A 12,146-nucleotide genomic window follows, 5' to 3' on the forward strand; every position below is an offset into this window, starting at 1 on the left:
TGTATTGAGGGTTACTTGCACTGATCGTAACTTGTCAACTGCGATTTTAGTGGTTACTAGGTCGTTGCCGCTTGCCGACAGGCCAAGGACCCGATCATGGACAGACCGCCCGCCATGTTCATCGCCGACTCGCTCGGCCTCGATTTCCTCAACTCCGTCGCCACACCGATCGATACGCCCGTCGATTGGATCGACGATGGCGAAGGCCTGATCGACTGGCTGTTGCAGGCGAAGCTGGTGCCGGCGGAGGAGCTGGATGCGCTGAAGGTGCGGGCGAGGCCGAATGAGCTGGACGAGGTGGCCGGTCGGGTCCGGGCCTTGCGCGAGTGGTTTAGGGGCTTCGTTCTGAGGCATGCGGGGCGGCCCCTGACCGCGCACGCGTTGCTGGAGCTTGGCCCGTTGAACAACACCCTGGAGCGCGACGAGGCGTTCCTGCAGATCGTGCCGCCCCGCGGCGAAGGCGGACTTGCGCTGCAGCGGATGCGACGCTGGCGCCCGGAGTCCCTGCTGCTGCCCATCGGCGAAGCGATGGCAAGGTTGGTCTGCGAGGAAGCCTTTTCCGATGTGAAGGCGTGCGAAGGCCACAATTGCACGATGCTGTTCGTCGACCACACCCGCAGGCATGCGCGGCGCTGGTGCACGATGGCGATCTGCGGCAATCGCGCCAAGCAGGCCGCACACCGGAGCCGACTCAAGGGCAGGCCGTGAGCGACGCAGCACCCCTTGCAGTGAGGCCTAAGCTGCCGTCACACGTACGGGCATGCTCTCCAGCCCGCGCAGGGAATTGTTGAGCCTGCGTTTCGGCTCCGCGGTGAGCTCGATGGTCTTCACACGCCTCGCAAGCTCGCTGAAGATCAATTCGCCTTCCAGACGCGCGATCATCTGACCGACGCAGGCGTGGATGCCTGCGCCGAAGCCGACATGGCCGGTCGCGGTCCGTTCGACCTCGAAGCGATCGGCTCCGTCCCATCGCGCCGGATCGCGGTTGGCGGAGGCCATGAACAGCAGCACCTTGCGGTGTGCCGGGATCACGCCGCCGCCGATCTCGACGTCGCGCGAGGTGGTGCGAAAGAACGTCTGCACCGGTGAATCATAGCGTAGGCCTTCCTCGAACGCATTGCGCGCCAGCTCCGGCCTGTGGTGGAGTTTTCGGTATTCATCCGGATGGCTGGCGAGCGCGAGCAGGGTGTTGCCGATGCCGTTGACGGTGGTGTCGATCCCCGCCGTGAGGAACGGCCGCACCAGGTGGGTCGCTTCGTGCTCGGTGATCTCGCCGTCGTCGGCCGCCTGGTAGATCATCATGCCGAGGCTGTCGGGCCGCAACGCATCGCGTGCGCAGCAATCCATGATCCAGCTTTGCGCCGCGAGACCTTCCTTCCGCGAAGCCGCAAGCATCTCGTTCTCGGGGCCAAAGCTGTCGAACACGAATGTGCTCCAGGCCAGCAGCTTCTCGCGGCCGTCCGGCCGGATGCCGATCGCATCCGGAAACACCTTCATCGGATAGGCTTCGGCAAGATCGGTGACGGCATCGAACTTACCTTTGTCGATCAGCTCCGTGACTTTCTTCTCCGCCTCCCGCTGAAACGTCTCGCGCAGCTTCCTCGCGACGCCCGGAGACAGCGTGCGGCCGAGCACCCGCCGGCCCTTGTCGTGATCGGGCGGATCGATCTGGAGCGTCAGCGGCTTTGGCAGCGCAGGGTTCATCCCGTTGAGCCCGACGCCCTCGCCACTGATGAACGTCTTCCAGTCCTTCAAGGCCGGCTCGACCTCGCCATAGCCGGCCATTGCCCACACGCCGTAACGCTCCAGCGCGAACACGGGCCCGAGCGCGCGTAGCGCCTCATAGGCAGGATAGGGGTTCAACAGGAAGTCAGGTGCAAACGGGTCGACCTGACTGGAGGCGATGCCGCTCATGGTCAGCTCCGCTTCTATGGCTTGCTGAGCGGGCACTGGCCATCGCTCTCCGAACGGAACGCGTCCTCGCCCTTGATGGTGGCGACGACCTTCAGCAGATCCCACGCCGAGGTCGATTCCTCGGGCGACTTGACCTGCAACAGGTAGAGCGGGTGGATCTTGCGTCCGTCCTTGCGGATATAGCCCTTGCCGAACAGAACATCGTCGGTCGGCATCTCCTTCATCGCGGCGACGACGGCCTTGCCGTCCTTGGCGCTTCCGACCTTGTCGACCGCCTTGAGATAGTGAATGACCGAGGCATAGACGCCGGCCTGCATGTCGTTCGGATAGGCCTTCGAGGGAATCCGTTCAGCGAAGCGTTTTGCGAAAGCCCGCGTGCCGTCGTTCAGATCCCAGTAGAACGGGTTCATGATCTGCGCGCCTTGCGCAAACTTCAGGCCCAGTGCGGGAAGCCCGTTCATGCCCAGGATCAATCCGACCAGCTTGTGGTCCTTGGTCAGTCCGAACTCGGCGGCCTGCTTCATCGACGTGATGGTGTCGTCACCGGCATTGGCGAAGCCGACGACGTTCGCGCCCGAAGCCTGGGCCTGCAGCAGGAAAGAGGCGTAATCGGCCGTTCCCAGCGGATGCCGCACGCTGCCGAGTACCTCGCCGCCGGCCGCTTTCACCGCCTCCGCAGCCTGCTTTTCCAGATCATGACCGAAGGCGTAGTCGGCGGTGATGAAGAACCATTTCTTGCCGCCCTGCTGCACGATCGCCTTGCCGAGACCGCGGCCGTAAGAATAGGTGTCGTAGGTCCAGTGCACGGTGTTCGGCGTGCACTTCTCGCCGGTCAGCAGCACCGTTCCGGCGCCTGACCCGACGAACACCTTGTTCTTCTCGGCGCTCATGCCGGCCACCGCAAGCGCGATCGACGAGTTCGGAAGGTCGAAGATCGCATCGACGCTGTCGTTCTCGTACCAGCGGCGAGCGATGCCGATCCCGATGTCGGTCTTGTTCTGGTGGTCGGCCGCGACGACCTCGACCGGCTTGCCGGCGGCCTTTCCGCCAAAGTCCTCGACGGCCATTTTGGCGGCGACGACCGAGCCGATGCCCTGATAGCTCGCGAACGGACCCGACTGGTCGTTCAGGATGCCGATCTTCACGACGTCCTGGGCAAACGCCGGCGCCGTGGCCAGCGTTGCGGCCAAAATGCACAGTTTGTGCAGGAATTTGCTGTTCATTGTGTCCCTCCCATAGGCGGTCTTGGTGCCGCTGAATAATAGTTATATTTTATAGCTATTTCTGAGAGTGTCAATTCGGCCGTCCCTTGGATTGAGAATCATGAGCCCGAAGCCTCTAAGACCCGGAGCCAATTCCGCTCCGCAAAAGTCCGCTCCGCAGATGGAGAAATCGCTGGACCTGCGCGCTCTGCAGCGCACCCCCGGCTTCATGCTGCGCCTGGCGCAGCTGAAATTCTTCGAGGGCTTCTACGAGGAGTTCGCCGCCTTGGGCCTGACGCCCGCGACCTATGCGATCTTCGCCGTCATTCGCGACAATCCCGGTGTTCCGCCGAGCAGCCTCGCCAGCCTGCTCCGGCTCCGGCTGCCGAACCTGATCAAGATCCTGAACGAGCTGGAATCATCCGGCTTCATCAAGCGCAACCGCTCGAAGTCCGATCGCCGCGCCGTCGAGCTCATGCTCACGCCGAAGGGCGCAAAGCTCATTGCGGAGGGAGCAAGGCTGACGGAGCCCTATAATCGGAAGATGCTGACGCCGCTCAGCGAGGCCGAGCAGCGCACGCTGCTCGAATTGCTGAACCGGATGCTGCCATTTTAGCCATTCGCGAGCGAGGATTGAGGCCAATCGTCGCAAAGTCCGGTCGCGCCGCCAGGCGTGCGGTGGGAGATCGCGCCCGGAGGGGATGGAGGCCGGTTCCGTGCCCCAAATTCCACCCAATCGGCCGTCACTAAGCCCGCGAGGGAGGTGATCGCCTCCCGTGGCGGGACTGCTGGACTGATGATTGATTTGAGGCGACTAGTCGCGCTGGCAGCCGTTGCGCTGCTCGTCCTGAGCCCCGGCATGGCCGCCGCCTCACCTGCCAAGTCCAAGGCCACCGCGGCCGCACCCGCCGCGCCGCCGCCTCCGCCGTTCGAGCCGTTGCCGCCGCCGAAAATCTACCTGTTCCGCGGCGCCATGGGCCCGATCTTCTCGACCGGCATGGACCGGCTCGGCGAGAAGCTGACACAGGCCGGCTTTTCCGCCGATGTCTATGAATTCACCCTATGCCGGTTCATCGGCAGCCGCGTCATCGCCAGCTACAAGGAGAAGGCGGCGCCGATCGTGCTGATCGGTCATTCCATGGGTGGTCTGTGCTCGATCGTCATCTCCGAGATGGCGGCCAAGGAGAGCATCCCGATCAGCCTCGTCATCGCCATCGATCCCGCGCATGCGACCGGCGACGTGCCGCTCAATGTCGAGCGCTTCATCAACATCTTCCTGTCCGATAGCGTGCTCGGCGGCGGCGACGTCGTCGCGGTCCCCGGCTTTCGCGGCCATTATGCGAGCTATGACCTCAAGGAAAACGCGCGCGTCTCGCACATCAACATCGAGAAGTCCGACGATATCCATCGGCAGATCGTCGAGATGGTGACCCAGTTGCCGCGCATTCCGCCGCAGACCCAGGCTGATGCCGTGCCGCTGCGCTACCTCGTCCCGGCGGACACCTTGGTCGAGTTATGGGACAGCGGCGCGCGGGTGCCGGTGCGCCGCGGCGACACCATGGAGAGCATCGCTGCAGCCAATCGCGTGCCTCTGTGGACGCTCGCGCAGAGCAACTCGCTTGCAGAGAACGCACAGCTCACGCCGGGCCAGACCATTATCGTGCCCCGGCATCTGACACCGCCCGAGCCTGCAGCCGCGATGGTGACGCCGCCGCCGGCTCCGACGAAGCGGAAATAGGGACGTTCTCCCTCTCTCCCCGCGTGCGGGGAGAGAGGGAGAGAGCTACAGGTTCGACCCGTTGATTGCGTCGATCACGGCGTCCGTCACTTCCTTCGTCGTCGCCTTGCCGCCGACATCAGGCGTCAGCACGCCCGCTGCGCAGACGCGCTCGACCGCCGCCATCAGCCTCGAAGCGGCGTCCTTCTCGCCGAGATGCTCGAGCATCTGCGCGCCGGTCCAGAACGTCGCGACCGGATTGGCGATGCCCTTGCCGGTGATGTCGAAGGCCGAGCCGTGGATCGGCTCGAACATCGAGGGGAAGCGGCGCTGCGGATCGATGTTGCCGGTCGGCGCCACGCCGAGGCTGCCGGCCAGCGCGCCGGCGAGGTCGGACAGGATGTCGGCATGGAGATTGGTCGCGACGATGGTGTCGAGGCTCTTCGGATGCAACGTCATGCGCACGGTCATGGCATCGACCAGCATCTTGTCCCAGATGACGTCGGGGAATTCGCCGGCGACTTCGGCCGCGATCTCGTCCCACATCACCATGCCGTGGCGCTGCGCGTTCGACTTGGTCACGACGGTCAGGAATTTACGCGGGCGCGATTGTGCGAGCTGGAACGCATAGCGCATGATCCTGGTGACGCCGACGCGGGTAAAGACCGCGACTTCGGTGCCGACCTCTTCCGGCAGGCCCTTGTGGGCGCGGCCGCCCATGCCGGCATATTCGCCTTCCGAGTTCTCGCGCACGATCACCCAGTCGAGATCGCCGACACCGACATTGCGCAGCGGCGAGGTGACGCCGGGCAGGATCTTCGTGGGGCGCACATTGGCGTATTGGTCAAAGCCCTGGCAGATTGGCAGCCGCAGGCCCCACAGCGTGATGTGGTCGGGCACATCGGGCGCGCCGACCGCACCGAAATAGATCGCGTCGAACTTCTTCAGCTCGGTGAGGCCGTCCGCCGGCATCATCACGCCGTGCTTCTTGTAATAGTCCGAGCCCCAGTCGAACGTCCTGACGTTGAAGGCAAGATCGCCGCTGCGCTTTGCCAGCGCCTCCAGCACGCGCACGCCGGCCGAGATCACCTCGGGGCCGATGCCGTCGGCGGGAATTGCTGCGATCGAATGGGTGCGCATGAGAATGCTCCGTGTGAGAGATCGGGCCGGCATATCAGGCCGGCTGCGTCGTCGGCGAATCTAGACGGGAGTGCAGGGCGGACTCAATTGGCGCTGGTTTATACAAAAAAATGATATAATCCTCGCGAGACGAGAGGATTTGCGGGATGGAATTGCATCAGCTCCGATGCTTCGTGGCGGCCGCCGAGCAGCTGCATTTCGGCCGCGCGGCGCAGCAGCTCCAGATGCTGCCCTCCGCGCTGGGCCGCCAGATCAGGCTGCTGGAGGAGGATCTTGGTACGCGGCTGTTCGCGCGGACGACGCGTGCGGTGTCGCTCACCGAGGACGGCGCAACCCTGCTGCGTGATGCCCGCGCTATCCTCGCCCGCGTCGAGGCGGTCGAGAGCAATTTGCGCAACCGCTCCCGGGCGGGGACCGCGCGGCGGCTCCGGATCGGCGCCATCGACAGCGCAGCCGCCGGGTTGCTGCCGACGCTCTTGCGCGATTTACGCGCCAGGCATCCTGAAATCGCAGTGCAGCTGCTCGAGGACAAGACCGTCCGGCTGCTGCCGAAGATCCTGACCGGTGCGCTCGATCTCGCCTTCGTTCGCCCGCCCGATCGTGCGGACAAGCGGCTCGAATTCCGCGATCTGCTCCAGGAGACCGCGATCGTGGCGTTCCCGCAGCGGCACGCGCTGGCCGCGCGCAAGTGGGTCACGCTGGCCGACATCGCCGACGAGGCGATGCTGGTGCCGGACCGCCGCTCGCGGCCGCACAGCCATGACCTCACGATCAAGCTGTTCGAGCAGGCAGGCCTGACGCCGCGCATCGTGCAGGTCGCCGACGAGAAGCAGACCATCATCAACCTGGTGGCCACGAAGCTCGGAGTTGCGATCGTGCCGCGCTGGACGGCGCGGATGGCGGTCACGGGCGTGCGCTTCGTGCCGCTGCGGCCAAGGCAGAGCGGGCCGGTCGGCCGGCTGCCGCTCGCCGCCGCGTGGCTGCGCGGCTCGCGCGATCCGGCCCGCGATGCCATGCTGGCGATGCTCGAGGCACGCCTGCGCAGCTATGCGCGGGAGGCGTGAGGGGCTATGACGGAAGCTCGGACCAGAGGTTAGTACGATGACTGAACAGAGAGCTTCGAGCGCGTTGCGGGTCGCCATTGCCGGGCTGGGCTCGATCGGCACGAAGATCGCGACCGCGCTCGATCAGGGCATCGAGGGGCTGGCGCTGTCGGCCGTGGCCGTGCGCGATCCCGCCAAGCATCAGGCCTTCATCGGCGGTCTGCGTCATCCCCCAAAGATCCTGCCGATCGATCAGCTCGGTGAGGTCGCCGACATCGTGGTCGAGTGCGCACCGAGCAGCCAGTTGCGCGCGATCGTCGAGCCTGCGGTGAAGCGCGGCAAGGCGGCGGTCGTCGTCAGCGTCGGCGGATTGCTCGACAATTTCGATCTCGTCGATCTCGCGCGCGCCAATGGCGGCCGCATCATCGTGCCGACCGGCGCGCTGATCGGGCTCGATGCCGTCAACGCCGCCGCAATCGGCACCATTCTTTCCGTGAAGATGGTGACGCGCAAGCCGATCGACGGACTGAAGGGCGCGCCCTTCATCGTTCAGAACAAGATCGATATCGACAATCTGCGCGAGCCGCTGAAACTGTTCGAGGGCAGCGCGCGCGAGGCGGCGAAGGGCTTTCCGGCGAACGTCAATGTCGCCGTTGCGCTGTCGCTGGCGGGAATAGGTCCCGATCGCACCCAGATCCAGGTTTGGGCTGATCCAACCGTGACGCGCAACGTTCACCGCATAGAGGTCGAGGCGGATTCGGCGCGGTTCTCGATGTCGATCGAGAACATCCCGTCCGAGAATCCCAAGACCGGTTTGATCACCGCGCTGTCCGTGATCGCGCTGCTGAAGAAGCAGCGCGCCACGCTGTGTGTGGGGACGTGATCCTTTACGCCCCCGTCACGCGCCAGATCACGTTGCCGACGTCGTCGGCCATCAGCAGCGATTTCTTGTCGGGGCCGATCACGACACCGACCGGGCGGCCGTAGGATTCCTTCTCGTCCGGGGACAGGAAGCCCGACAGGATGTCGCGACCGGGGCCGGACGGCTTGCCGTTCTCGAACGGGATGAACACCAGCTTGTAGCCGGACAGCGTGCTGCGATTCCACGAGCCGTGCTGGCCGATGACCATGCCGTCGGAGAAGCCCGGCAGCGTGCCTGCGGGCATCCAGCACAGGCCGAGCGAGGCGGTGTGGCCGCCGAGTGCGTAGTCCGGTTGAATCGCCCTAGCGACCATCGCAGGATCCTGCGGCACGCGGTCGTCCACCGTCTTGCCCCAGTAGCAATAGGGCCAGCCGTAGAAGCCGCCGTCGCGCACCGACGTCAGATAATCCGGCGGCGTCTCGTCGCCGAGCCCGTCGCGCTCGTTGACGACGGTCCAGAGCACACCCGTATTCGGCTCCCACGCCAGCCCGACCGGGTTGCGCAGGCCCGCGCCAAAAATGCGGTGCGTGCCGGCAACGAGGTCGAGCTCGTAGACCGCGGCGCGGCCTTCCTCGACCTCCATGCCCATCTCGGCGATGTTGCTGAGCGAGCCGACGCCGGCATAGAGCTTCTTGCCGTCGGGGCTTGCGAGCAGGCTGCGGGTCCAGTGTCCGCTTGGCTTGAACGTCGTGAGCCGCTTGCCCGGCGCAGTGATGCGGTCGGCATTGGTGACGTAAGGGAAAGCCATCACGCCGTCGGTATTGCCGACATAGAAGGTGTCGCCGACCAGCGCCATGCCGAATGGCTGGCTGAGATTCTCCATGAACGCGCCACGCACCTCGGCGACGCCGTCGCCGTCCTTGTCACGCAGCAGCGTGATGCGGTCGGCGGACACGCCGAGCGCCGCGGCGCGCCGCATCGTCGCCTGCATCGCGTAATGAAACACGCTGCGCGGTGCGCCCGCGATCTGCGTCGCCTCCGCGATCAGCACATCGCCATTGGGCAGCACCTCGATCCAGCGCGGATGGTCGAGCCCGGTCGCGAACGCGTTGACCTTGAGCCCGGGCGCGACGGTCGGCTTTTGGCCCTCGCTCCAGCCGCGCGCGGTCGGCATCTTCAAGGTCGGGATCGCGCCTTGCGGCTTCGCCTCGGGAATGGCGGGCTTCTCTCCCCAGGCCGGCGCAGGCACGGTGCCCGACAGCTTCCGCCATTGCAGTGCGACGCCGCCGAGAAGCGCAACGAACTGCGCAAAGATGCTGGAGAAAGTCATGAGAGGGCCCCTGTTTGCGCGCGCATCCAACTGGCTGACGGGGCAGACGTCAACCGGTGCGGGGCGCCGGCTGGGCCTATTCCCGCGGAATGGCAGCCGATCGATTTTGCATGGGACGAACGTCGATGGCCTTTGCCCGGAGATCAGCGAGAGATTTGCCGCTCCAGCCGCCGTGCCGCGCGAAAATCGTCGAGGTGATGGATGTTCGGCACCAGCGCGGCCTCCTTGGACAGCAGATGATAGACCCGCGCCACCGTGCGCTGCTTCTGCTTCGGCCACCCACAGGGCAGCGCCCGCGCCTTGCGGACGGCGGCGATCGCGTGCTCGCGAAAATAATCGTAGGCGTCCGACATGGCGCAATGCTCGCGCTGGTGGCAGCTGTCGAGGGGTAACGGGCTTGGGGAAGGGCGGTTCCTAGATGGGTCAGATCGTGCGCTCGTGCCGCGGACGCAGCGCAGCGCGCCTTCGCGGTGCGCTGCAGAGCCGGGGCCCATCTCACCGCGCACTATGTCGCTATCTGGGTCCCGGCTCTGCGCAGCAGTTTGCACGCTGCAGCGCGTCCGGGACACGAGAGGGACGCGAGCTGCTAAGCCCTCACCGCGGCGACAGGAACGGGATGATCATCGGAACGCGGCGGCAATAGGCGCCATAGGCGTCCTCGCCGAGCTCCTTCGACAGAAACACCTCTTCCATCCGGCCCTTTTGCCACATGCCAAGCGAGATCAGGATCGCGCCGAGGATCGTCGTTACGAGGCCGATTGCGATGCCGGTGACGAGCATGCCGAATATCAAGCCGGTGTAGATCGGGTGACGCACGATGCCGTAGGGGCCGGTGTCGATAACGCGGTGATCTTCTTTCTGGGTGATGGTGTTCGACCAGAATTTTCCGAGATGCAGCCGGCCCCACCAGGCGAAAGCGATGCCTGCGGCCGAGAGGACCGCGGCGATGTAGATGCCGGTGTTGCCGAGCACCCAAAGCGGCTTCCAGCCCAGCAGCTGTGCAACCCACGGCGTGTACAGGATGCCGCCGACCAGGATCGGCAGACGATAGCGCTGCGACTCCAGCGTCATGACCTGCTTCTTGGTCCGCCCCTGCCAGAACGAGGCGCCGACCCAGCTGGCGAGAAAGGCGAGCCAGACCAGGGCCAGGAGTTCGGTCGGCCAGGCCGTGGTCCAGCCACCCCAGGCGACGGAGAGAAGCTTGCTGAAATCGAAGGACATGAAGGTTCTTTGCGTTGGGCGGCGGCTTTAGCTCGCGCGCGAGGAGAGCGCGTGATGCTTGATGGCGCCGGAGGGCTGCTGGCCGTTGCGGGCGAGCAGATGGGTGATGGTTTCGCGCAGCACCGGCTCGATCGGACGCGGCGCGTAACCGAGCTCGGTGCGCGCCTTGCCGATCGAGAGGTCGCTCGCGGCGAGCGCAATGCGCACGCCCTCGGCGGTGCCGTTGGGCGGCCGCCGCGTGACACGATCGGCGAGGTATTCGAGCATGATGCCGGAGAACTCGGCGATCTTGCCGGGCACGACGACCGGGAACTGCCGGCGGCCGCTCATCGCCGACATCATCCGCAGGATGTTGCCGAGCGGGACGCAGTCGCCGCCGAGGATGTAGCGCTGGCCGATGCGGCCGCGCTCCATGGTCAGCACGAGGCCCATGGCAACGTCGCGGACATCGACGAGGTTGACCAGGAAGTTGAGATGCGGCTGCACCTTCTTCTGGAGGAAGTACCACAGCATCGCCGTCGGCGGCGTCAGATTGTGGTCGGCCGCTCCGATCGGCATGGTCGGCGTGCCGATCACGAGCGGAAAGCCGCTGGCCGCGGCCTTCGCGGCATGATGCTCGGCAAGCGACTTCGAGCGCGTATAGGCACCCGGCATCGCGTCGGCCGGCTGTAGCGCCTCTTCGGCGGCAGCGCCCTTGAGGTCGGAATAGGGGAACAGGATCGATTCCGTCGAGCAGTGCAAAAAGCGCGATACGCCACGCTTCATTGCGGCCGCGAGCACGATTTCGGTGCCGCGACAGTTGACGTCGTGAAAGTCCTGCTTGTTGGCGACCCACATGCCGGGCAAGCCGGCGAGGTGATAGACCTGATCGACCCCGGCAATCGCAGTATCGACCGCGGCGCCATCGAGCACCGAGCCGTGGACATATTCAACATCCGCGTTCGCCGCGGCCGGCGCGCGGACATCGAGAACGCGCACCCGCTGCCCACGGGCGCGGAGCGCTTCGACGAGGTGATGTCCGATGAAGCCACTGCCACCGGTAACCAGTACGAGAGCCATGCAGAAGGTTGCTGTTTCGCGTCTAGAGCTATCGGGTTGAAAGGGAATTGGTCGGAAGAGGCGCCAGAATCGCGGCAAGGTCGCGACGGAAGCCCAATGCAATGAATAATTTTGCCATCACGAACATCGGTCCAAGCAAAAGATGCGAAGGAAAAGTGAACAACGAGGCTTCGCGGCCCTCAAAAACCTTGTGGCCGATGGCCTGCGCGGCGAGGCCGAGCGCCACCAGCGCGGCGAAAACCGCCCACATCGTCGCGATGCTGACTTGCGCCGCAACGGTCGTCGCAACCGAAAACAGCACGATCGAGACGGCCAGAATGCCGATCCCGAGCGCCACATCGAGCAGCAGCCAATACATCAGGACCGGCAAGGCCAGGATCACCGCGAGGCTGACATCGAAACCGAACAGCGGAAGCCTGACCAGCGTCAGCGGCATCACGGCGCCGGTGAACAACAGGAGAATACCGACCACATGCATCGCCGTGTTCCGGGGGTCGCGATGGTACTCGACATAAACGGCAAGTTGGCGCTGAAAATAGCCACCCATTTCGGTCTCATGCAGCACGGGGTCGGGGAAGGGCGAACAGAGGCTATAGCACTGGACCGGGCGGTGCACAAACCGGCGCTTTTGTCGCGTGAAACCGCATTTGTGCGCCCC

Annotated in this window: 13 protein-coding genes; 5 read left to right on the forward strand and 8 right to left on the reverse strand. The window is 65.1% G+C overall.

Going from position 1 to position 12,146, the window contains the following annotated elements:
* Window positions 1–96: 96 nt before the first annotated feature.
* Entirely contained in the window at window positions 97–708 is a 612-nt protein-coding gene (locus RAD10_RS12955; RefSeq protein WP_461617780.1) for a CGNR zinc finger domain-containing protein, read from the forward strand.
* 27 nt (window positions 709–735) lie between these two features.
* On the opposite strand, the gene RAD10_RS12960 is transcribed toward RAD10_RS12955, so the two are convergent.
* Both RAD10_RS12960 and RAD10_RS12965 read right to left on the reverse strand, forming a co-directional pair.
* The gene (locus tag RAD10_RS12960; protein ID WP_461617781.1) at window positions 736–1,914 is read right to left on the reverse strand and encodes a cytochrome P450; all 1,179 of its coding nucleotides are present in this window, start codon (window positions 1,912–1,914) and stop codon (window positions 736–738) included.
* Window positions 1,915–1,928: 14 nt separating this feature from the next.
* A complete protein-coding gene (locus RAD10_RS12965; protein ID WP_461617782.1) occupies window positions 1,929–3,137 on the reverse strand; it encodes an ABC transporter substrate-binding protein in 1,209 nt (402 codons plus the stop codon).
* 100 nt (window positions 3,138–3,237) lie between these two features.
* Between RAD10_RS12965 and RAD10_RS12970 the strand changes: the two genes are divergently transcribed.
* Both RAD10_RS12970 and RAD10_RS12975 read left to right on the forward strand, forming a co-directional pair.
* Window positions 3,238–3,732: a MarR family winged helix-turn-helix transcriptional regulator gene (locus RAD10_RS12970; protein ID WP_461617783.1), complete on the forward strand. Its 495-nt coding sequence runs from the start codon at window positions 3,238–3,240 to the stop codon at window positions 3,730–3,732.
* 180 nt (window positions 3,733–3,912) lie between these two features.
* A complete protein-coding gene (locus tag RAD10_RS12975) occupies window positions 3,913–4,854 on the forward strand; it encodes a LysM peptidoglycan-binding domain-containing protein (protein ID WP_461617784.1) in 942 nt (313 codons plus the stop codon).
* 45 nt (window positions 4,855–4,899) lie between these two features.
* Here RAD10_RS12975 and RAD10_RS12980 read toward each other — a convergent pair whose 3' ends face one another.
* Entirely contained in the window at window positions 4,900–5,973 is a 1,074-nt protein-coding gene (locus RAD10_RS12980; RefSeq protein WP_461617785.1) for a tartrate dehydrogenase, read from the reverse strand.
* A 146-nt stretch (window positions 5,974–6,119) separates the two neighbouring features.
* Between RAD10_RS12980 and RAD10_RS12985 the strand changes: the two genes are divergently transcribed.
* Together RAD10_RS12985 and RAD10_RS12990 are read left to right on the forward strand one after the other, a co-directional pair.
* The gene (locus RAD10_RS12985; RefSeq protein WP_461617786.1) at window positions 6,120–7,037 is read left to right on the forward strand and encodes a LysR family transcriptional regulator; all 918 of its coding nucleotides are present in this window, start codon (window positions 6,120–6,122) and stop codon (window positions 7,035–7,037) included.
* A gap of 37 nt (window positions 7,038–7,074) precedes the next feature.
* The gene (locus tag RAD10_RS12990; RefSeq protein ID WP_461617787.1) at window positions 7,075–7,899 is read left to right on the forward strand and encodes an aspartate dehydrogenase; all 825 of its coding nucleotides are present in this window, start codon (window positions 7,075–7,077) and stop codon (window positions 7,897–7,899) included.
* Window positions 7,900–7,903: 4 nt separating this feature from the next.
* Here RAD10_RS12990 and RAD10_RS12995 read toward each other — a convergent pair whose 3' ends face one another.
* The 5 genes from RAD10_RS12995 to RAD10_RS13015 form a co-directional block, all read right to left on the reverse strand.
* Window positions 7,904–9,208, reverse strand: a complete 1,305-nt coding sequence (locus tag RAD10_RS12995) for a PQQ-dependent sugar dehydrogenase (protein ID WP_461617788.1) — start codon at window positions 9,206–9,208, stop codon at window positions 7,904–7,906.
* Window positions 9,209–9,351: 143 nt separating this feature from the next.
* A complete protein-coding gene (locus tag RAD10_RS13000) occupies window positions 9,352–9,561 on the reverse strand; it encodes a hypothetical protein (RefSeq protein ID WP_461617789.1) in 210 nt (69 codons plus the stop codon).
* Between the two features lie 241 nt (window positions 9,562–9,802).
* A complete protein-coding gene (locus RAD10_RS13005; protein ID WP_091961596.1) occupies window positions 9,803–10,429 on the reverse strand; it encodes a methyltransferase family protein in 627 nt (208 codons plus the stop codon).
* A gap of 27 nt (window positions 10,430–10,456) precedes the next feature.
* On the reverse strand, window positions 10,457–11,488 hold the full coding sequence (locus RAD10_RS13010; protein ID WP_461617790.1) for an NAD-dependent epimerase/dehydratase family protein: 1,032 nt from the start codon (window positions 11,486–11,488) through the stop codon (window positions 10,457–10,459).
* Window positions 11,489–11,516: 28 nt separating this feature from the next.
* Window positions 11,517–12,035, reverse strand: a complete 519-nt coding sequence (locus tag RAD10_RS13015) for an Mpo1 family 2-hydroxy fatty acid dioxygenase (RefSeq protein ID WP_461617791.1) — start codon at window positions 12,033–12,035, stop codon at window positions 11,517–11,519.
* Window positions 12,036–12,146 lie beyond the last annotated feature (111 nt).

It is taken from the genome of Bradyrhizobium sp. 23AC (genome assembly GCF_054863025.1).

What these genes read in the sequence shown, in the direction of transcription:
- RAD10_RS12955 (WP_461617780.1), top strand. Translation starts at nt 97, where the DNA reads ATGGACAGACCGCCCGCCATGTTCATCGCCGACTCGCTCGGCCTCGAT.
- RAD10_RS12970 (WP_461617783.1), top strand. Translation starts at nt 3,238, where the DNA reads ATGAGCCCGAAGCCTCTAAGACCCGGAGCCAATTCCGCTCCGCAAAAG.
- RAD10_RS12980 (WP_461617785.1), bottom strand. Translation starts at nt 5,973, where the DNA reads ATGCGCACCCATTCGATCGCAGCAATTCCCGCCGACGGCATCGGCCCC.
- RAD10_RS13015 (WP_461617791.1), bottom strand. Translation starts at nt 12,035, where the DNA reads ATGGGTGGCTATTTTCAGCGCCAACTTGCCGTTTATGTCGAGTACCAT.
- RAD10_RS13010 (WP_461617790.1), bottom strand. Translation starts at nt 11,488, where the DNA reads ATGGCTCTCGTACTGGTTACCGGTGGCAGTGGCTTCATCGGACATCAC.
- RAD10_RS13000 (WP_461617789.1), bottom strand. Translation starts at nt 9,561, where the DNA reads ATGTCGGACGCCTACGATTATTTTCGCGAGCACGCGATCGCCGCCGTC.
- RAD10_RS12995 (WP_461617788.1), bottom strand. Translation starts at nt 9,208, where the DNA reads ATGACTTTCTCCAGCATCTTTGCGCAGTTCGTTGCGCTTCTCGGCGGC.
- RAD10_RS12960 (WP_461617781.1), bottom strand. Translation starts at nt 1,914, where the DNA reads ATGAGCGGCATCGCCTCCAGTCAGGTCGACCCGTTTGCACCTGACTTC.
- RAD10_RS12975 (WP_461617784.1), top strand. Translation starts at nt 3,913, where the DNA reads ATGATTGATTTGAGGCGACTAGTCGCGCTGGCAGCCGTTGCGCTGCTC.
- RAD10_RS12965 (WP_461617782.1), bottom strand. Translation starts at nt 3,137, where the DNA reads ATGAACAGCAAATTCCTGCACAAACTGTGCATTTTGGCCGCAACGCTG.
- RAD10_RS12985 (WP_461617786.1), top strand. Translation starts at nt 6,120, where the DNA reads ATGGAATTGCATCAGCTCCGATGCTTCGTGGCGGCCGCCGAGCAGCTG.
- RAD10_RS13005 (WP_091961596.1), bottom strand. Translation starts at nt 10,429, where the DNA reads ATGTCCTTCGATTTCAGCAAGCTTCTCTCCGTCGCCTGGGGTGGCTGG.
- RAD10_RS12990 (WP_461617787.1), top strand. Translation starts at nt 7,075, where the DNA reads ATGACTGAACAGAGAGCTTCGAGCGCGTTGCGGGTCGCCATTGCCGGG.